This is a genomic window from Alistipes megaguti, assembly GCF_944320325.1.
Lineage (GTDB): Bacteria > Bacteroidota > Bacteroidia > Bacteroidales > Rikenellaceae > Alistipes > Alistipes megaguti.
Genome location: NZ_CALUHA010000024.1, coordinates 1 through 20,008, shown reverse-complemented (window position 1 = coordinate 20,008; position 20,008 = coordinate 1). Strand labels below are relative to the sequence as shown.

Below are 20,008 nucleotides of genomic sequence, written 5' to 3'. Positions count from 1 at the left end.
TGTCGCAAACAATGATCGGATAAGCTATGAAAACCTTGAAATTCGCAATCTTCGTCCTTGCCGGAAGTCTGATGGTCTCGTGCAGCGACCTGGACCTCTCGCCGAAAGATTCGGCCGCCAGCGGCTCGTGGTTTCAGACGGCCGAGCAGTTCGAACTGAACCTCAACGCCCTGCTCCACCACAGCTACTGGCCCATGGAGCGGAACGAATGGACCTCCAACGAACAGACCGAACTCGACATGCTGACCGATGACGGACAGAACCGAAGCGCTCCGGGCCGATTCCTCATCGACGGCGTCGACGGCACCTATCCGCTGGCCGTGCGCATGTGGGACATCACCTACACGGGCATCAACCGCTGCAACAAGATCATCACCGAGATCAAGAAGCTCGAAGGCGAAATGGATCCCGAGCGCTACAACCGCATCATCGCCTGCGCCCGCTTCTACCGGGCCTGCTTCTACCTCCGGATCATGGTACACTTCGGCGATCCGGTCGTCGTTCCCGAGGATATGGACATGGACTCCGAAGCGGGGCGTCAGGCCGCCTACGAGCTGACCCGTTCGGACATGTGGACCGTCGTGGACGACATGCTCCGCGAATTCGACGAAATTGCCCCTCTGCTGCCCGTTTCGTACGGCGGAGGCGAGGTCGAACGGGCCACGAGGGGGGCCGTCTACGGCATGAAGGCCCGCTACGCCCTGCACTTCGCCTCGATCCGCAAGTGGGACACCATTGAAAACGGCGGATTCGGAGACAACGACGAGGCCGAAGCCAAACGGCTCTTCGAACAGGCCCGCGACGCCGCCTGGAGCTGCATGCAGCTGAACGCCTATACGCTCCATTCGGACTTCGGCGAGCTCTTCCGCATGTCGACCAAGCACTCTCCCGAGGGAATCTTCGTCATCCCGCGTTCGAAGGCCCTCTCGAACAACTCGAAATACCAGTACCTCTACGGCGGCGCCACAACGGCCAAGCTGCCGCGTCTGTCGGGCGCCCCGACCTGTACGACCTGTCTGCCGTCGTGGTACCTGCTCTGCTCGTTCCTCGACGACCAGGGCAAACCCATCGACGAATCGGAGGTCTACGACCCCCACAAGCCCTTCGAGCACCGCGACCCGCGCTGCACCTACACCATCGTCGAACACGGCACCCAGCATCTGGGAGTCATCTTCGACCCGCACTTCGACGTCACCGAGGTCTACAGCGCCCGCGAGGGAGCCATGGTCACCAACAACGACTCGCGGTCGTACAGAATCGCCGGAAACTCGAATCAGTACGCCTCCTACAACGGGCTGGTGCTCAAGAAACACGTCGATGAAGACTGGCTGTCGCCCTTCGAGGCCGAGAACGACAAACTGATCCTGCGCTATGCCGACGTGCTGCTGATGTACGCCGAGGCCAAGATCGAACTGAACGAGATCGACGATACGGTCCTCAACGCCATGAATCAGGTCCGCGCCCGCGCCTACAAGGTCGATGTGACAGCCACCAACTCCTATCCGGCCATCACCGAAACGGATCAGGCCCGGCTGCGCACGATCCTGCGCTTCGAACGCCGCATGGAGTTTGCCTTCGAGAACCTGCGCCTGTACGACCTCTGGCGCTGGCGGATCGCCGAAAAGGCACTCAACCGCCCCTGGATCGGACTGCCCAAGAAGGATGAGAAACTCCAGCGCGCCTATATCGACGACGGCATGTGGTTCCACGGAGCCGTACCGCAGGTCGACGAAGACGGATGCGTGGACTTCATGGCCGACGTCGCCAAGGGTGATCCCAACTTCTTCCGCGGGAACATGTACGCACAGATCCTCGCCGAGTGCAAGTTCGTGGCCCCGAAGAGCTATCTGTGGCCCATCCCGACCACCACGATGCAGGTCATGAAGAACATCAAGGAGAACAATCCGGGCTATTGATCCTGCTGCCGTACAACCGGACGGACTCCGGCAGCGGAGCCCGTCCGGCTGTTTTCATCACCCAACCATTCCAACCGACTCAGCCATGAACATACGACTGACCACCACCCTTTGCAGCCTGGCAGCTCCGTTTCTGATACTGCCGGTCCACGCCACACCGCAACCGTCCACCTTGCGCAACGAACGGTTGCAGATCTCGATCGACGACGAGGGCCGCCTCGTCAGCCTCAAGAACCTCGAGACAGGCCGCGACTATGCCGGCCGCGACTATCTCTGGAGGCTCTACTACGATACCCCGAAAGCCAAGGAGATCGAGGTCCTGGCCGCCGGGCAGCAACCCCGCATCTCACAAAACGGGGAGACCATCACGTTGCTCTACGAAGAGCTGAAGGCCACCGACTTCAGCATCCGGAAAGAGGTCACGCTCGACATCTCGCTCCGCTTCGACATCACGCTCGAAGGGGATCAGATCCGCTTTGCCTCGAAGATCGAGAACAACGAACCGCACACGATCGTCCGCGAACTGCACTACCCGCTCGTCGGAAACATGCCACTCCCGGAGGACCACAAGCTGCTGCTCACCCACACCGGAGGGCAGCTCTACGACGATCCGAAGGGCATTATCCTGCGCAACAGCAACACCTCGCCCTACAAGACCCCGGCCCAGAAATTCCGTCAGATGGACGCCAAATACCCGACGCGGACCGTAACGGGCGGAACGGGAGGCTGCATGGCCTCGAACTGCTTTGCCTATGTCGGCGAACGCGAAGGGCTCTATTTCGGGAGCCACGACCTCCAGTTCCAGGACACGGGACACGGACTGCGCCTCTATCCCGACGGGGAGGGAGGCTTCTCGCGGCTGGAATCCGGATTCTACAAATACCCGCAGTGCCTCTCGGGCGAGAGCTGGAGCTGCAGTGCCAACGTCATTGCCCCCTATACGGGCACGTGGCACCAAACCTCGAAACTCTACCGGCGCTGGGCCGACACCTGGTGGGATCATCGCGAAGCTCCGCTCTGGGTACAGAAGATGCGCAGCTGGCAGCGGGTCATCTTCCGCCACCAGTATGGCGAGCTGCTCTTCCGGTACACCGATCTGCCGGGACGCATCAAGCGTGTCGGGGAGAGCGTCGGAGCCGATGCCGCCTTCACCTTCGGGTGGTGGGAGACGGGCATGGACCACGGCAATCCCCACTACAACGCCGATCCGGCACAGGGCGGCGACGAAGGCTGGAAACAGGCCATCGCCGAATTCAAGAAAGATGGCGGCAAGGTGCTGCTCTACTTCAACGGCAAACTGATCGACCGTGAGAGCGAATTCTACAAAAGCGGCGCCGGACGGGAGATCTGCTACCGCGACAACACGGGTGCGGAGTTCACCGAGCAGTACCGCTTCACCGGGCAGGGGACCTTCCTGGGCGACTACAACGCCCGAACGTTCGTCATCGCCGACACGCGTTCCGAGATCTGGCGCCGGATGCTCCTCGAATGGGCCGACCGCGCCCGCGAATACGGAGCCAACAGTGTCTTCTACGACCAGCTCGGCTACGGCGAACGGGCCACGAACTGGGACCTGAGCCGCGAATTCCCGATTCCGAACCTGCGGGTCATCGCCGACAAGGCCGAAGTGCTGAAGATGATTCGCGACCATAACATCCGCTTCGATCCGGAGTTTGCCCTCGGCACCGAGTGGCTGACCGACGTGACGGCCCAATACTGCGATTATATCCATATTTATCAGGTCACGGCCGGACGGTACAGCTTCATCGACTGGTTCCGCTACACCTTCCCCGAGATTATCATCTCCGACCGGGAGATCCGCGACGACACGGATATCGAACGCCGGGTAAACAACACCCTGCTCAAGGGGTTGCGCAACGATATCGAGATCTACCGCTGCCGCGATCTGATCGACAAAACCCCGCATTACCAGTCCTATCTGGCACAAGCCAACGAGATCAAGAGACGCTACGAACACCTCTTGCTGATGGGACGTTACCGCGACGTGGAGGGTTTCACGCTCTCCGCGCAGGGCATCGAGGCCCGGGCCTACACCCACGGCGACGGCATGGCCATCGTGGCGACCCGGACCGAGGCGGGAGACCCCGTGAGCGGCGGGATCGAGGTCCCGGGATACCGATTCGTCGAATCGTCGACGCTGGGCGAGGCCCGGGTCTCCCGCAACGGCGACCGGATCACCCTCAGACAATACGATCTGGCGGTGCTGATTTATCAAAAAGAGGGCCGGCCATGAGAACAAGTCCAACGATTTTCCAGGCCGAAGAGGCTCCTCAGAACCCTTCCATCCTGCATCTGACCAACGGAACGACCACGGCCGTCGTCTGTCCGCCCGATCCCGTGAGCGGATACTACCGGGCCACCCGCTTCGACTGGAGCGGAGTCCTGAGCGACCTGCGCGGCCGCGGTCATCGCTACGTCACCCCGTGGAAAAACAGGCACGATCCGCTGTGCCACGACGATCTGAGCGGTCCGGTGGACGAATTTACCGAGATCGGATACGAACGGGCCCGTCCCGGTGAAGAGTTCCTGAAGATCGGCGTCGGCATGCTGCGTCGATACTCCGGGGAGCCCTACGACCGGTTCCGGCTCTACGAAATCGTCAACCACGGTCTTTGGGAGACGACCGCCACTCGCGACCGGGTCGAGTTCCGCCACCGTCTGCTGAGCGACGAGTATGGATACGACTACCGCAAGGAGCTGAGACTGACCCATACGGACCGTCTGCGAATCGACTATACGCTCAAGAATCTCGGACCGGCCGTGCTGGCGGGACAGGTCTGCAACCACAACTTTTTCACCCTCGACCGGATGGTCACGGGACCCGATACGGCCATTCGTTTCCCCTTCCATCCCGTCGGGACCTGGCGCGAAGCCTACGACTGTGTCACACTCGGGAGGGACGGGATTCGCTTCAACCGGGAGCTCCGACCGGGAGAGACCGTCTTCATGGGCGACCTCCATGCACAGGATTCCGCATCGGGAACCTACGGATTCTGCATCCTCAACCTCCTTACGGGGGCCGGCATTCGCGTATCGGGGAATGCACCGCTGTCGCACATGGTCCTTTGGGCCCGCCGGGGGATAGCCTGCATCGAACCCTACACGACCTTCCGGGCCTTCCCGGGCGAGACCCTCGTCTGGAGACTCGAATACGAACTGCTGGCCTGAGATGCCGCTTCACAAGAGAGCCGCCTCACATGACATGTGAGGCGGCTCTCTTCAAATCCGTTACGAACCTGGATGTCATGCGCCGCAACCGACCGTGCGGATCCCGACATCCGGCTTCACCCCCGCCAAGCGGTCCAGCCCGGCCAGCAAACCGTAAAACGCAGCTTCGCCGATATGTGCCGCCGGGGCAATCATCCGCAGCGTGGGCACCGCGGCAAGCTCCTCGCGAAGCACCGGTTCCATCAGGACGAACGAGCGTGAAATCTGCCCGCCCATCAACAAACATTCGATCCGGTTCCGGGCAAGCACCCCGCCGATCGCCCGGGCCAGAATCCGCCCCGCATCGGCAAAGGTCTCCCGCGCCGGAAGATCTCCGGCAAAGGCCATCCGTGCCAGATCGGCTACTGTCAGCGAAGGATCGCTGCAACCGCATCGTCCGGCATGGATTCGCAACAGCCCGCGCTTCGAAACCCAATCTTCGAGAATTCCGCCCCGGCAGGGGAGCCGGAAGATCGAGATCCGCGGCGAGCCCATCGGAGCATACTGGATTTCACGGTCCAGACAGCAGGCAAAGCCCAGTCCCGTGCCGAGTGTGACCAGAGCGGCATTGCCGAACGAACGGGCATTGCCGCGCGTCATCTCGCCCAGCAGGGCCGCATTGACATCGTGCATGAAGCGGATCGGCATTTCAGCACCCGTCTCGGGCAGGCCGTGCAGCAGATCATCCAGCGAGAGGCCGTAGATCTGCCGGAACTTGTGCTCCATGAGCGGAATGCCGCGTGCAAAATCAAAGGGTCCGGGAAATGCCACGCCCAGCCCCCCCAGGGTCTGGCCGCGCGACGAGACAAAGGCGGCACCCCGGGCTACCGAAGCAGCCAGGGCCCCGACAATCTCATCGCGCGAGCCATCCGAAGGCATCGGACAGGAGAACTCCGATTCGGGAATCAGCTCCCCGGCAGAGTCTGCCACGACGGCCTTGAGGAACGTCCCCCCGACGTCGAAGAGCAGGCGGCAGTTACTCCCGGTCGAATCCATCCTTGAGCATTGTCTTGTGGACACAGATCGGTTCGGCCCGCAGATTCTCGATCACATAGCGGCCCATGTCGGCCGGAACCACCACCATATCCATGTATTCGGCATCGAAGAAGCGTTCGGGATGGTCGAGCGAACGGATCCGCACCCGCTCGCCGTCGACAAGCGTCAGCACGTGGAAGCGGCCGCGGGTATCATCCTCGATGCTCCGCTCGAACTCCAGACGCCGGAGCGTGAAGTAGAGCAGATCATGCTCGCCGACGATATACTCGGCCCAGCCCTCGCCGGAACGAACCTCGCGCGGCTGCTGGACGATGTTCTGCCGCACCCAGCTCGTGCGTCGCTCCCGAACCAGATTGCGTTCGCCGTGCCACGTATGGATCGGGCGCGGTTTGCCGTCGAAATCCGGACGCAGGTAATCGTAAAGCTTGTAGGTGTAGGAGCCGATCGTCAGGCTACCGATCTCCAGCACCACCTGGTTCCGCCCCGACGAGTGGACCGTTCCGGCCGGAATCATCACCTGCAGACCGGGTTTGGAATCCTCATAGCTGACATACTTCAGATAGTCTACGGGCTTGTACTCCTTGTCGGCCAGCTTGATGTCACGGATGAAGGCATCGATGTCGGCATCGTCCCGGAACCCGATGAAGGTCCGGGCGTGGTGGCCAGCCACCACCACGTAGTAACTCTCGTCCTGACGTCCCAGCTCATCGAAATGGTCGTGGTTGTACTGCGCCCCGGAGTGCACCTGGATCGACATGTTGCCCGTACTGTGGTAGGAATCGTCGTAGTTGAAGCGGATGGGGAAATATCCGCCGAACTTCTCGACGCACTTCGCCCCCATGAGCGCCTCGCCCTCACGCTGCACGAAGGTGAAGAAGGGGAACTCAAGCCGTTCGGAACCGGCCTCCACCACGACGCTGACCTCCATCGGAATCAGATCGAAAACCCAGGCGCAGTTGCGCATCGTATCGGGCAGATTGCGCAGCTTCTTGACGTAGGTTCCGCCCCAGACCCCCTCCAGATAGACGGGTTTGCAACGGAACGGATAGAGCGCCAGTGCGGCAAAAATCTGCTCCAGAGCCTTGCGCGGAATCAGCTCCAGCCGGTCGGGATGGTCCGAACAGAGGTAATAGTCGAGCAACCCCTCGCGGAGCAGTTCGCCCCGCAGATGCACGGCCATCTCGAAATCGGCGTAGTAGCACCGGCGAATCACCTGATTGGCCGGACGTGCGGTCCGGTCGCCCAGATTGGCATACTCCCCGCGGCGGATGCGGAGAATCGACTCCTTGGGCGTCACGTCGAAATAACAGCGCATGTCATAGAGATCGCGCATCCGCGGCATCAGACAGCCGCTGCCGTAGACTACCACCACACGCCGCGTCCCCTCCGACGAACGCAGGCCGGCAATCCGCGTCCGGAAACCGGCCGCCCGGGACTCGTCGAGCAGCGCCTCGTAACCGCCGCGGAAAATGCGCCCGTAGAGCAGCGTGGGGTCCTTCTCCCGATCCCACTCCAGCAGCGGATCGATCAGGGCATGGATCTCCTCCTCGGTCTTGAGCACCTCGCGGAAATCAACCGCCTCAAGGGCGATGCCGCGCTGCAGCAGCTGCTGTGAAAGCAGGTTGATCATCCGCGACCAGTCGGCCGTGGCATATCCGTCGAAGGCTGCCACGGGGCTCTTGCCGGGTGCCGCCTCCAGACGGGCGGCAAGTTCTGCGGCCAACGACCTGGCCGCCTCGAGCGTCCCGCTGACGACGGCCCCGACGGCTTCGGCCGGGAGCTGCGGGCGGTTGACCGCCCGGGGATCGTCGTACGGGAAGGGGTTGTACATGAAACTCATGAGACAATAGGTTTTTAAGGGTTAATGCATTCAAACAATTGCGTGGTATTCGAAATCCATGATCCCGGCGAGCATCTCCAGTTCGCGCAGATAATCGCCGTCGACCAGAGCGAAATGCTGCGTGGTGCCGATCTTCAGAATCTCCTCGAAGAGCCGCTTGACGGGCACCACCGGACGGAAGATGCTGTGCGAATAGGTCGCCAGGATGTGTTCGCCCTCGAGCGAATCGACCAGCGTGGCCACCAGTTTGTAGCGCCCGTCGCACTCGACCAGCTGCGCCATGGTCTTGCGTCCCGGCGAGATCCGGTACCAGGCAAACGGCGCCCCGGCATACTTGTAGCTGGTCTTGGCAAAACGCACGTCGCGGGCAATCACGACATTCTGCTGCCAGGCCGGATCGTTGTGGTCGTTGGGTCCGGCATGGCCTCCGGCAAAGGTCCCGTAATCGGTCTCGATGTGGAACGGCTCGAGGAAATTGACATGCCGGCCCGAAATCAGTTTCAGCAGATAGGTGATCAGACCGGCACCGATGTCGGCCTCGGGAACCAGCACCGAACAGTTGTCATTGAACCACGGGTGGTAGAATCCGGCCCGCAGTCCGACCAGTTCGAACATCGCCCGGTCGATGTCGTTGAAGACCATCACGTCGATATCCGACTGCTCGGCCATCCGGGCCAGTCCGATCGAGGCACGCACCGAAGCTTCGAACTTGTCGCGGGCCACATCCTCCATCATCCGGTAGCGCGAGGTCAGAAGATCACAATAGGCCTTGAGTTCCGCTTCGCTCACGGCGTCGATCACCTCGCCGTAGGTCGAATAGGGCAGGAAACGAATCTCGGGACCCAGTTTGGTGAAGAGATCGTAGGGGTCGATATAGGTGGACCACATCGCCTCGTTGTAGTTGGCCAGCAGTCCGACGTTCGACTGCCGCAGGATGGCCCGGGCCCGGGCCGCCGAAGCAAAGAGCCGGATCTGCGAGGTCACCTCCTCGCGCGAGCCCATCACGACTCGGAGATGCCGGCGCCCCGTGCGGGGCACCGATCCGGATGCCTCGAGCGATCCGACGAGCGTCCCGGCGCAGAGATAATCGATGAAATCATCCTCGTCGAGCGTATCGTGGAACGAGACATGGTCCCGGGCCGCATTCACGAAGAGGATCGGCACCTGGGGCATGTCGCGCAGGAAGCGGATCCAGGCGAAATCCTCCGACCAGGAGAGAAACTCCGCAATCACGAAATCCACCTTCTCGAGATAGAACCGGTCCATGGCGGCCATCACCTCCTCCTTTTCGTAGACGATACCCGGGAATACCACATCCAGGAAATCCATCGTCGCGAGAATCCGCTTCACATCGGCATCCTTCCGTTCGGCATAGGTGCCGCGCTTCAATCCTTCGCCCAGCATCTTGAAGCGGGGCGATGCGATCAGCAGCAAGCCTGCTTTCGCTTTTCTGGTTTTCAGGTTACTGTTCATGGTCAATCTTATTGTAGTCTTTCAAATAGAAGAGTTTGGCCCCCAGGACCATGCCGGCTCCGCATATCAGCCAGACGACGGCCAGCATCGAAATGCCGAACGAGAGCCCCACGGCCTGCTTCACGGCTCCCAGCACCACGGGAGCCAGCGCTCCGATACCGAAGCCGATCATCATCATCAGACTCGAGGCCGAAGAGTGATAACGCGGCGGAATGACGTCGTAAAGCACCGTATAGGTGTTGGCATCGAAGAAGGCCCGGGCAAAGCCGAAACCGGCGAAACCGACGTAAATCACCCACAGCGTGGCCGAATTGCCCATCAGCAGGATAAAGGGTACGGCAGCCAGCAGTCCGAATCCCTGCATGGCCATCCGCCAGGCGGGATGAAGCCGACCCAGCCGGTCGGAGAGCCTCCCGGCCAGCAGCACCCCGAAGAAGGCAAACAGATGGGTGTAGAACATCGAATGGAAGCCGGCCCCCGAAAGATCCATGTCGAAACGCTCGAAGAGATACGTGGGCATCCACGTGAGATATCCCGTCAGAACGAAGATCAGTCCCGCGAAGCAGACGGTCAGAATCAGGGCCGTCGGGGTGGTGAAGACCAATCGGAAGCCATCCGTCAGACGCGCCCTGGGCGCCGCGGCACGGGTCGCGGAGTCCGGTGTTGCGGCAGCCGTTTCGGGTGTCGCCCCGACAGCCGCTTCGGGTGTCGCTTCGGTAGCCGGATCCCGCTTGTCCTTCAGCCGGAAGATCATGACGATGCCGTGAATCACGCCGATGGATCCGAACACATAGAAGGCGCTCCGCCATCCCCACAGCTGTCCGATGTAACCGGCTGCATACCCGCTGATGATGATCCCGATGTAGTAGGCCGTCTGGTGGATCGACATGGCAAAGGCCCGGGTCCGTTCGTGATACTGGGCCAGCAGCGAATAGTTGGCCGGTCCGAAGAAGGCCTCGCCGCCGCCCGTCGCAATGCTGCGCATCATGACCAGCATCAGAAATCCGTTGCAGAGGCCCGTGAACATCGTCGCCACGCTCCAGAAGAGAATGCTCCCCGTCACGATCCACTTCCGGCTGAAACGGTCGCCCACCAGCCCTCCGATGGGAACCAGCACGGCATAGAAGAGGTTGAAAATCGTTGCGATGGACCCGATTGCCACGTCGCTCAGACCCAGATCCTCCCGAATGAGCGGGAGAACCACGTTGAAGACCTGACGATCGGCCTGATTGAGCAGGTAGGCGACCCACAGCAGGGCCAGAACCTCCCATTTGTAACGGGCGCCTCTGCGCCCGACAGCTGCCTGATTCATGATCTCCCGGTTTTTCAGTACAACATGTCGTCACTCGTCCCGGCGGCCTGACGCTCCGTCCCCTTATTGCGGAACGGAACCGCATCGCGCTCCATGAGCAGCATCGGCGAATCCCACACCGGACATCCGGTGAATTTCATACCCCCGCCATCCCGGTTACCATGGGGCTGCGGCAACTCGAAGATCCGTCCCGTAACGGGTTCTACCAGCACAGGATCCTGCAGCGAAAGCCCGTCGACACGCAATTCGACACGATCCCAGGTCAGATCGTCGGAGGGGATGCGGTCCCCGTACCAGAACATCACGCCGATCGTCGTACCGGCCGAGTCGGCCAGCGACACCAGTTCGATCTCCCGGGCGGTATTGGCCCGGAAGGCCGGACGTCCGGAGGCCTGCACCCCGTCGTGCAACAGGTTGACCAGATGCTGCATGGCGTGGTACGACGGACGCTTGTAGACCACCTGCTTCAGCAGATTGGCCCGCAACAGCCCGAACGACTGCAACATGTTGGGGTACTGATTGTCGATGATGGCAAAAATCGAAGAGCGGATTCCCAGCGCAAAGTCATTGGCCAGTCGCCGCGAAACCCACTTCGCCTGGCTGTATTCGCTCCACTCGTGGTAGCGCAGTGCATGAGCCCACTCGAGAATCGACGGACAGCCGCTCTCGCCCGAAAAGAGGCGGATCCGCGGATCGTACGACGCCACGAGTTTCGCCAGAGCCTCGATACCGGGCGTGGCATCATCCGGATTTTCGTGATAGGGATGGAAGCTCACGTAGTCGATCAAATTCAATTTGCCCCGTTCACGCAACAGATCCAACACGCTGCCCGTGAAGTCGAGCGGCATGCGCGAGAGTCCGAAACCGATGATCACCGCCTCGGGATCGACCCGACGAACCGCCTCCGCGGTCCGGATCAGCAGCTCGCCGTATGCGTCGGCCTGGTTGGTTCCGCGCAGGTTGGGCTCGTTCCACACCTCCCACTCGTGCACCCGATCCCGGTAACGCTCGACAACGGCCGTCACGTAGCGTTCCCAAGCCTGAAGCGTGGCCTCGTCGGTGAAGATCCGCGATCCGAGACTCTTCTGGGCCCCGTAGACCGGATTCCCGTAGGCCAGGCACATCCACGGCCGAATCCCCTGTTCACACAGGCCGTCGACCACTTCGTCGAGCCATTCGAAATCGTAACGGCCCTTTTTCTGTTCGCATCGCGCCCAGCCGCTCTGGATACGCGCCGCCCCGACTCCCAACTCGCCGACATAGGATTTGTAGGCCGAAAAATCGGCATAGTCCCGATCGAGACACTCACAACCCACCGACCAGCGCGGATTGTCCAGTTCGCGGGAGGTTCTGGGTTCGATTCGCCCGATCATCTCCAGACCCGGCGACACGGACTGAAGCCGTTTCCACGTCAAAGACCAATGCTGGGCCGGAGCCACCGCCGGAAGCAACATACCAAAGAGCAACACAAGGAAAGTTTTTTTCATTTCACGAAGGCTGGTTAACAGTTTTTTTCATATCTTTGTAACACACGACAGAAAAGGAATGAGGTGTGGTACTCCCCATGATTAGTGTTGTGTGGTGTGGTGCAAATATAGCCATTTTTTTACACATTCCAACTTTTTATTTCATTTTTTTTAAACGACAGGTATGTCGGAAAAGATCAAGATCGATCCGGAGAGTCAGACTCCGGTCTACAAACAGATAGTCGGACAGATCGAACAATATATCCGCAACGGGGAGTATCCCGAGGGATATCTGTTACCATCGATGAACGAGTTGTCGGCCATGCTCGACATCTCGAAAGAGACTGTCAAGAAGGCCTACTCCATCCTTCGGAACAAAGACTACATCGACGCCAAACAGGGTAAGGGATTCTATGTGGCAGCGAAAGGCGACGCCAGCAAGCTCAACATCCTCGTGCTGTTCGACAAGCTGAGCACCTACAAGCAGGTGCTCTTCAACTCGTTTGCCGAGGAGATCGGCAATGCGGCCGAGGTCACCATCCGGCTCCACAACCAGAATGTCGACCTGCTCGAATACTACATCGACGAAAATCTCGACCTGTTTGACTACTACGTCATCACGCCGCATTTTCCGCTCGATACCGTAACGCAAAAACGGGTGCTGAAGATCCTCACACGAATTCCCAACCGCAAACTCATCCTCGCCGACCACTGGATGAAGGAACTCCCCGGAAACTACGGCGCCGTCTATCAGGATTTCGACAGCGATGCCTACGAAGGTCTCGGATACGGACTCAAAAAGCTCAAGAACTACTCGAAACTCAACGTCGTGACGCTGCCCTCCAGCCTCTATTACGCATCGGTAAGCAAAGCCGTCGAACGCTTCTGCCGGGACAACGACATCGCCGTGGAGTTTCACACGAAGATTACGCCGGAGATCATCCGCGAAAAGGAGGTATACCTGATCCTCAACAGCCAATACGACCTGGGGCTGATCGAACTGGTCCGCAGGGCCCGCGAACTCCACTACAAGGTGGGACGCGACATCAGCATCATCTCCTACAACGAATCGCCGATCAACGAAATCATCCTCAACGGTCTGACGACCATTTCGACCGATTTCCGACAGATGGGCATTCTCGTTGCACGCATGATTCTCGACAAGACGCCGGCCAAAATCAAGTGTGACTTTCAGATGATCCGCCGCAATACGTTCTGAGAAGGGGCCCGTCACCGGACGAAACCGTCCCCCGGCAGTGCGCCCCGCATCAGAACAAGCAGGGAGCGAAAGAAAAATAGCGACAGACACACCATCCGACGCGGGAAATGCGTTATATGATTGCCGGCTCAACAAGAGCCGGCAATCATCATTCTCAGAAACAAGGCGAATATGAACAAGCTGTTTTTGATTTTGGCCGCCGTACTGCTGATGCAGACGACCGCCGAGGCGCAGACCGAACGCCGGATCTACACCCAAGCCGAACAGGCCGCCATGCAGAACCGGTCCGAAGAGTCCGCGGCTCAGGAGAAGGCTCTCGAAAAAGAGCTGCAACGGATGCAGGACTCCATCGACTACGTACAGGCCGTACGAGCGCTGGAGAAACTCGATTTCGTCGTGGAGGCCGACAAGCTCGTCTTCCGGTACGGAGAGTCCGCTTTCGTGAATTCGACAACCAATTTCGTCTCGCTGAAAGACGATCAGGCCGTCGTCCAGATCGCTCCGTTCAACGGAGGTGGTCCCAACGGGGTCGGCGGCATTACCCTCAAAGGCACCGCTTCGGACATCCGGGTCAAAACCGACCGCAAGGGGAATACCTTTTTCACGATGAACGTCATGGGGGCCGCCCTGTCGGCCTATGTGACCTTCACGCTGCCCAAAGGCACCAACTACACCTCCGTGACGGTGGAACCTACCTTCAACGGGAATCGGATCACCTTCTACGGCAAACTCCTGCCGGCAAAACACGCCAGGACGTTCGAGGGACGAAGCCTCTGACCAACGTTCAGAGCTCCGCACCGTCCGCCGAAGGGAACGACATGCTGCACTCTGTTAAAAAGGGGGCGATTCCTTGGAATCGCCCCCTTTTTCGGTTGAAGCCGCACCGCATCACCTCACGCTCACCTCGTCGAGGAAGAACCACGAGGGATGACCCACGCCGTAGTGCCACGACGGACAGTTCTTCGTACCGATGATGTCGATGCGCACATACCGTGCCCGGCGGGGAGTGTCGCTGCGGAAGGAGGCCTGTACGAACTTGACCTGCGGGGAACGGTCCTCGGCAAAATGCTGCCCGCCGAAGGGCTCATAGGCGGCATTGTCGCACGAAAGCGAGCAGGCGACCCGCTCGGGAAGCAGAATCCAAGCCCCCAGCTGATGCAGGAAATCGCACTCGACAAGCGACACCTCCCGCTCCTGGCCAAGGTCGATGATGAAGCTGCCGTCGCGGCCCTCCCAGCCGACCCAGCTCTCCACGTAGGTCGTGCCGCCGAACAGCCCGTCGGTCAGGGCCGTCTCGCCCAGCTTCGCATAGCGGGGCGACGGAGCCTCGATCCAGGTAACCTTTGCACCGCGAGCCAGATCGGACTTCAGATTCTTGTCGGGCATGTAACGCACCCGATAGAGCTGGCAATACTCTTCGGGGGTATTGCGGCGCTCGTTGAGTATCGGAATGGCGAAATGGCGGCAGCGCTCCCCGAAGAGTTCCAGCCGGGCCATCGTCGCCTCGGGATCCTTCACCCCTTCCGCACGGTCGATCTCCAGTTCGGAATACTGCAGCGGAAGCCGCGAAAGGCGTACGCGGTCGAGCAGCACCGAATCGTCGGCTACGGCCGCCTCGGCCTGGTCGAAAAGTTCGTTGTAGCGTTTGCGACACTTGGCATTGAGCATGCCGTCCTTGTGCGTAACCGGCGAATCGTAGATCCAGAGCTCCTTGTTGCTGGCGAGCAGCCCCCCTTCGAGCAGCTTCTCGTACTGATAGACGTAGGGGGCCGCCGCACCGTAGTAGCCCCGCATGAAGGAGCGCATGAGCGAGTCGCTGTCCTGATCGGGATTCCACATCAGCTTGCTCACCATGTAGGCCCGCATCTCGGGGAAACAGCTGCCCCGTTCACCGCCGATCTGCGAGAAGTGTATCGTGACGTGGTTCTTTCGGAACAACTGGATGTTCTTCTGCAGGATCGGGAAGTTGGGGAACGGCGAGAGCATGTTGTCCGTAGTCCCAGACGAAGAGGTTGTCGCTGATGGCCGACCACCCCTCCAGCGCCTGCACGAAATCGCGTCCCGAAGCGTTGTCCGTCAGCGGAACCTCCCGTTTGCAGTCGATGTCGCAGAGCATGATGTTGACATTCGGGCGCGGCTTGACGTGCTTGGGCGGATGCATTGTATAGAGGTAGGCCAGCGTCGAGAACTCCTTGTCGGGGAAACGGTCGGCCAGGCGGTTCAGGAAATGGATCAGACTCCCCGACGGCCCCCCCCCTCGCGCTCATCGAGAGCCCGGCACCGAGGGCACGTGCAGTTGGTGAAGTTGCCGTCGTTCTGGCTCACCGAGATCGTGTTCATCCCGGGATTGGCCCGGAAGATGGAGTCGATCTTCGTGCAGACCACCTCGAAGAGTTCGGGATTGGTCAGACACCACTGGCTCGCCTTGCCCGGACGCCGCTGTCCGTTGATGAAGGCGTAGTATTCGGGATGGCTCTTTCCGTAGACGTCCGACGGCAGAATGCGGTCGAAGGTATGGACCCAGTAGCCTCCGGCAAAGGTCTCCTCGGGCTCCTCGAAGCGGAACCAGTCGCGGTAGAAGGGCTCCTTCATCGCATAGCACTGACTCTGCCGGAACCGGAAGGCCGGATTCTCGGCATGGTTCATCTCGGGAATCGTCACCTGCGCACGCTCGGTCAGCCGATAGGCGTTGTTCCCGTAGTAGGCCACGCCGAGGTACTGTTCCAGAAGGGTCACAACGCCGTAAATCGTCCCTTTGCCCCCTCCGCCGGAGATCAGCAGCCGGCCGTTGTCGGTTCTCAGGCGGAATCCGTCCTCGGTCAGTCCGCGGCTCTCCCCGGCGTCGATGACAATATCTCCGCGACGGGGTTTCTCCCCGTTCGCCACCACAGGCAGCTGCGCCCCACTGATGCGTCCGACAAACTCCCGCAACAGCGCGGCAGCCCGCATGTCCACCGAATCGGCCGGATCGGCGACAATCCGCGCGACGGCCTTTCCATGCTTCACGACCTGTACCTGAGCAGCCGCCGGGAGGGTGACAGCTGCCAGGCACAAGGCATACAACCAGTTTTGAATCTTCATATCTTGCAGTTTTTGGGGTCCGGGTTTGCGTTCCGACAAGCGATTTCCGTATGGCAAGTTAACACATTGTCCGATGAAATCACAAAACGGGAACTTTTTTACGATAAGCCCCCGTCTTGCCGCATTCCCGGGACTGCCACCCATCGCCACCAAGCGGAGCCGCTCTTCCGGAACGAAATCCGCGTCAGATCCATCCTGCGAAAATTTTCGCCCCCCACATGTTGCATGATTGATTTTTTCGTACATTTGCATTAACAATTTTGTTAAACCACATTGTTAGTACAGATCCAAAAAGATCATGGACAAGAAGGAAAAACCGTCCACGGAACAGTTGATCCTTGAGGCGGCCGAAGAGGAGTTTCTCCTAAAAGGATTTGACGGAGCCCGCACGACGGCCATAGCCGAGCGGGCGGGCGTGACGCATGCCATGCTGCACTACTACTTCCGCACCAAGGAGCAACTCTTCGAGCGGATCGTCGCCAAGATTACGACACTTGTCGCACAGACGATCTTCGCGGCCATGGGAGATCCGCAGCGACCGATCGTCGAGCGCATCCGGTCGGGCATCGCATCGCACTTCGACCTGGTTGCGGCCCATCCGCTGCTGCCGCGCTTCTTTCTGAACGAGGTGGTGATGCGCCCCGAACGTTACCACCTGCTCGACGACTCGCTGAAGGAGCGGATCCCGACGCTCTTTCTGCGATTGCAGGCGGAAGCGGATCGGGCGGCCGAAGCCGGCGAGATGGAGGCCGTCGACATGCGCCAGCTCTTCATCAGCATCGTGTCGCTCAACGTCTTTCCGTTTCTGGCCCTTCCGTTTGCGGGGCTGTTGCTGGGAGAGATGGCCGGCGACCGCGAAAAGTTTCTGGCCGCGCGCAAGGCCGAAGCCATCGAAACCATCCTGCGAAGAATTCAAAAACCGAAACCATGAAGAGAATAGTCCTGATTCTGCTGGCCGCAGCTTCGATAACGACACTCCGCGGGCAGACGCTCGACGAGTGCCGCCGCCTGGCACGGGAACACTATCCCGAAATCCGGCAATACGACCTGATCACGCAGAGCGAACAATACGACCTGTCGAACGCCGCCCGGGCGTGGATTCCGCAGGTCTCGCTCTCGGGGCAGGCATCGTGGCAAAACGCAACGTCGACGTTCCCCGGAGCATTGGGCGAGATACTCGCCTCACGGGGTATGCAGATGGAGGGGATCCGCCGCGAGCAGTACCGGGCGGCGATCGACGTCTCGCAGACGATCTGGGACGGCGGTCACTCCCGGGCCGCGAAAGAGATGGCGCAGGCCGAGGCTGCGGAGATGCGCCGGCAAACGGAGGTGGATCTGTATGCCCTGCAATCGAGAGTCGACGACCTCTACTTCGGGATTCTCCTGCTGGACGAACGCCGAACGCAGACCGCGGCACAAATCAACCTGCTGGAGAGCAATCTCACACGCATGAGGAGCTGCATTGCAAACGGTCTGGCCACGCGGTCGGACGCCGACGCCGTCGAAGCGGAGCTGCTGGCCGTCCGCCAAACGCTGGAACAGATCGAGGCATCCCGTGCCAGTTACCGCCGGATGCTGGAGATCTTCATCGGGCAGCCGCTCACGACGGAGGGGTTGGAGCGCCCGGTCGAACCCACACTCGGCGACGGGTCGCCGCATCCCGAGCTGGCGCTGCTTGAGGCCCGGGCCCAAAGGATCGACGTTCGACGCAAAGCGCTCAACAGCGCACTGATGCCGCGCTTCAGCGCCTTCGCACAAGGCTATTTCGGATATCCGGGTCTGGACATGTTCCAAAGCATGATGTCGACGGACGGAACGCTCAACGCGCTGGTGGGAGTGCGCATGTCGTGGAATATCGGGGCCCTCTACACCCGTCGCAACGATCTCGGGAAACTCCGCACGGCCCGGCAGCAGATCGGCATCCAGCGCGATATCTTCGACTTCAACACCCGTCTGCAGACGACCCGAGAGGAGGGTGAAATCGCCCGTCTGCGCAAGGCCGTAGACTCCGACACCCGGATTGTCGAACTGCGCCGCGCGGTGCGCATGGCGGCCGAATCGCAACTGGAGAACGGTGTGATCAACACCACCGACCTGCTGCGCAAAATCACCGACGAAACCTCGGCCACGCTGAACCGCAGCACCCATGAAATAGAACTTCTCCAGGCGCTCTACCAACTGAAACACGTATTAAACCGATAAACCCATGAAACGTATTGTCTGTATGGCCGCGGCGGCTCTTGCGGTGTCGTGCGGCGCAGAGGCGGAGTTCGATGCGCAGGGGAGCTTCGAGGCAACCGAGGTCGTCGTTTCGGCCGAGGCCGCGGGACGCATCCTGTGGTTCGACGCCGAGGAGGGAACGGCCGTCGAACCCGGCGTGACGATCGGCCAGATCGACACCCTGCAACTCGATCTGCAACGGCGGCAACTCGAAGCACAGCAGGCGGCGCTGCTCGCAAGCCGGCCCGACATCCGGGCTCAGGCCGCCGCCCTGCGCGAACAGATCGCCAAACAGGAACAGGAACTCGCCCGGGTGCAGAACCTGCTGCGCGACGGGGCGGCCACCACCAAACAGCGGGATGACATCGAGGCGCAGATCCGGATTCTGGAAAGCCAGCTGTCGGCAACCCTCTCGTCGCTGGACAAGAGCACCGTCACGATCGACGGCAACGCCGCAGTCGTCGAGGCGCAGATCGCCGCGCTGGATGACCGGATCGCCCGGTGCCGCATCGCACCGCCCGTCGCGGGCGTCGTGCTGGCGAAGTATGCCGAAGCGGGCGAACTGGCCGCCGTGGGCAAACCCCTGCTGAAGGTGGCCGATCTGGAGCATCTCTATCTGCGGGCCTACTTCACCTCGGAGCAGCTCGCCGCGATCCGCATCGGGGATCGGGTGACGGTGACGGCCGACTTCGGCGGCGATCAGCGTTACGACTACGAGGGGCGCATCGCATGGATCTCGCCCGAGAGTGAATTTACCCCCAAGACGATCCAGACCCGAAATTCGCGGGCCAACCTGGTCTATGCCGCGAAGATCGCCGTGCGCAACGACGGACGGCTGAAGATCGGCCTGGCGGGCGAAGTACGGCTGCACGATGGAAGCCATTGAGGTCAAGGGGCTGTCGAAGCGGTTCGGCGCGGTGCAGGCGCTCGATGCGGTGACCTTCTCCGTCCACCGGGGCGAACTGTTCGGACTGATCGGGCCCGACGGTGCCGGAAAGACCACGCTCTTCCGGCTGCTCGCGACACTGCTCGCCCCCGACGGCGGTGAGGCCCGGGTCGGCGGCTGCGACATCGTGCGGGATTACCGTGCAATCCGCTCGCGCGTGGGATACATGCCCGGACGCTTCTCGCTCTACGGCGATCTGACGGTCGAGGAGAACCTCCGCTTCTTCGCCGCGCTGTTCGGCGTCGAGGTCGAAGCCTCGTACGACCTCATCGCACCCGTCTACCGGCAGATCGAGCCCTTCCGCCGGCGCC

General features: G+C 60.8%; 14 protein-coding genes and 1 pseudogene. 9 read left to right on the top strand and 6 right to left on the bottom strand.

Features of this window, described 5'->3' with window-relative positions; all coding sequences use genetic code 11:
- Nucleotides 1-26 precede the first annotated feature (26 nt).
- The 3 genes from PUQ42_RS07340 to PUQ42_RS07330 all read left to right on the top strand — a co-directional run bounded on the left by PUQ42_RS07340 (nt 27) and on the right by PUQ42_RS07330 (nt 5,105).
- Complete coding sequence (locus PUQ42_RS07340) at nt 27-1,916, top strand: RagB/SusD family nutrient uptake outer membrane protein (RefSeq protein WP_273372443.1); 1,890 nt, start codon at nt 27-29, stop codon at nt 1,914-1,916.
- Between the two features lie 85 nt (nt 1,917-2,001).
- Nucleotides 2,002-4,170 (top strand): DUF6259 domain-containing protein, encoded by a 2,169-nt coding sequence (locus PUQ42_RS07335; RefSeq protein WP_273372441.1) that lies wholly within the window; start codon nt 2,002-2,004, stop codon nt 4,168-4,170.
- Nucleotides 4,167-5,105: an aldose epimerase family protein gene (locus tag PUQ42_RS07330; protein ID WP_232009107.1), complete on the top strand. Its 939-nt coding sequence runs from the start codon at nt 4,167-4,169 to the stop codon at nt 5,103-5,105. The genes PUQ42_RS07335 and PUQ42_RS07330 overlap by 4 nt, the downstream gene beginning before the upstream one ends.
- A 75-nt stretch (nt 5,106-5,180) precedes the next feature.
- Here the strand turns inward: PUQ42_RS07330 and PUQ42_RS07325 are convergent, their stop codons facing one another.
- Genes PUQ42_RS07325 through PUQ42_RS07305 form a run of 5 tightly spaced genes read right to left on the bottom strand, consistent with a single transcriptional unit; the run spans nt 5,181 to nt 12,252 of the window.
- Complete coding sequence (locus tag PUQ42_RS07325; protein ID WP_122119840.1) at nt 5,181-6,140, bottom strand: ROK family protein; 960 nt, start codon at nt 6,138-6,140, stop codon at nt 5,181-5,183.
- Complete coding sequence (locus PUQ42_RS07320) at nt 6,121-7,980, bottom strand: class I mannose-6-phosphate isomerase (protein ID WP_273372436.1); 1,860 nt, start codon at nt 7,978-7,980, stop codon at nt 6,121-6,123. Before PUQ42_RS07320 ends, PUQ42_RS07325 begins: the two co-directional genes overlap by 20 nt.
- A gap of 30 nt (nt 7,981-8,010) precedes the next feature.
- Nucleotides 8,011-9,414 (bottom strand): hypothetical protein, encoded by a 1,404-nt coding sequence (locus tag PUQ42_RS07315; protein WP_273372433.1) that lies wholly within the window; start codon nt 9,412-9,414, stop codon nt 8,011-8,013.
- Nucleotides 9,415-9,442: 28 nt separating this feature from the next.
- Entirely contained in the window at nt 9,443-10,765 is a 1,323-nt protein-coding gene (locus tag PUQ42_RS07310) for an MFS transporter (RefSeq protein WP_273372428.1), read from the bottom strand.
- 14 nt (nt 10,766-10,779) lie between these two features.
- Nucleotides 10,780-12,252, bottom strand: a complete 1,473-nt coding sequence (locus PUQ42_RS07305; RefSeq protein WP_087404178.1) for a family 1 glycosylhydrolase — start codon at nt 12,250-12,252, stop codon at nt 10,780-10,782.
- A 163-nt stretch (nt 12,253-12,415) separates the two neighbouring features.
- Between PUQ42_RS07305 and PUQ42_RS07300 the strand changes: the two genes are divergently transcribed.
- Together PUQ42_RS07300 and PUQ42_RS07295 are read left to right on the top strand one after the other, a co-directional pair.
- Entirely contained in the window at nt 12,416-13,450 is a 1,035-nt protein-coding gene (locus tag PUQ42_RS07300; protein WP_087404177.1) for a GntR family transcriptional regulator, read from the top strand.
- A 171-nt stretch (nt 13,451-13,621) separates the two neighbouring features.
- Entirely contained in the window at nt 13,622-14,227 is a 606-nt protein-coding gene (locus PUQ42_RS07295; RefSeq protein WP_087404176.1) for a DUF4251 domain-containing protein, read from the top strand.
- Between the two features lie 111 nt (nt 14,228-14,338).
- Here PUQ42_RS07295 and PUQ42_RS07290 read toward each other — a convergent pair.
- Nucleotides 14,339-16,531: pseudogene (locus tag PUQ42_RS07290) on the bottom strand (DUF4838 domain-containing protein).
- A gap of 298 nt (nt 16,532-16,829) precedes the next feature.
- Here PUQ42_RS07290 and PUQ42_RS07285 point away from each other — a divergent pair.
- From PUQ42_RS07285 to PUQ42_RS07270, 4 genes are all read left to right on the top strand, one after another.
- On the top strand, nt 16,830-17,462 hold the full coding sequence (locus tag PUQ42_RS07285) for a TetR/AcrR family transcriptional regulator (protein ID WP_122119846.1): 633 nt from the start codon (nt 16,830-16,832) through the stop codon (nt 17,460-17,462).
- Complete coding sequence (locus PUQ42_RS07280) at nt 17,459-18,733, top strand: TolC family protein (RefSeq protein WP_273372419.1); 1,275 nt, start codon at nt 17,459-17,461, stop codon at nt 18,731-18,733. The genes PUQ42_RS07285 and PUQ42_RS07280 overlap by 4 nt, the downstream gene beginning before the upstream one ends.
- A gap of 4 nt (nt 18,734-18,737) precedes the next feature.
- Nucleotides 18,738-19,637: an HlyD family secretion protein gene (locus PUQ42_RS07275; RefSeq protein WP_273372417.1), complete on the top strand. Its 900-nt coding sequence runs from the start codon at nt 18,738-18,740 to the stop codon at nt 19,635-19,637.
- Nucleotides 19,624-20,008, top strand: a 385-nt coding sequence (locus PUQ42_RS07270) for an ATP-binding cassette domain-containing protein (protein ID WP_273372414.1), incomplete at its 3' end; no start/stop codon positions are given. The genes PUQ42_RS07275 and PUQ42_RS07270, both read left to right, overlap by 14 nt.

Bases quoted from the DNA above. Each gene is read 5' to 3' on its own strand.
- PUQ42_RS07340 (WP_273372443.1), top strand. From the start codon at position 27: ATGAAAACCTTGAAATTCGCAATCTTCGTCCTTGCCGGAAGTCTGATG.
- PUQ42_RS07335 (WP_273372441.1), top strand. From the start codon at position 2,002: ATGAACATACGACTGACCACCACCCTTTGCAGCCTGGCAGCTCCGTTT.
- PUQ42_RS07330 (WP_232009107.1), top strand. From the start codon at position 4,167: ATGAGAACAAGTCCAACGATTTTCCAGGCCGAAGAGGCTCCTCAGAAC.
- PUQ42_RS07325 (WP_122119840.1), bottom strand. From the start codon at position 6,140: ATGGATTCGACCGGGAGTAACTGCCGCCTGCTCTTCGACGTCGGGGGG.
- PUQ42_RS07320 (WP_273372436.1), bottom strand. From the start codon at position 7,980: ATGAGTTTCATGTACAACCCCTTCCCGTACGACGATCCCCGGGCGGTC.
- PUQ42_RS07310 (WP_273372428.1), bottom strand. From the start codon at position 10,765: ATGAATCAGGCAGCTGTCGGGCGCAGAGGCGCCCGTTACAAATGGGAG.
- PUQ42_RS07305 (WP_087404178.1), bottom strand. From the start codon at position 12,252: ATGAAAAAAACTTTCCTTGTGTTGCTCTTTGGTATGTTGCTTCCGGCG.
- PUQ42_RS07300 (WP_087404177.1), top strand. From the start codon at position 12,416: ATGTCGGAAAAGATCAAGATCGATCCGGAGAGTCAGACTCCGGTCTAC.
- PUQ42_RS07295 (WP_087404176.1), top strand. From the start codon at position 13,622: ATGAACAAGCTGTTTTTGATTTTGGCCGCCGTACTGCTGATGCAGACG.
- PUQ42_RS07285 (WP_122119846.1), top strand. From the start codon at position 16,830: ATGGACAAGAAGGAAAAACCGTCCACGGAACAGTTGATCCTTGAGGCG.
- PUQ42_RS07280 (WP_273372419.1), top strand. From the start codon at position 17,459: ATGAAGAGAATAGTCCTGATTCTGCTGGCCGCAGCTTCGATAACGACA.
- PUQ42_RS07275 (WP_273372417.1), top strand. From the start codon at position 18,738: ATGAAACGTATTGTCTGTATGGCCGCGGCGGCTCTTGCGGTGTCGTGC.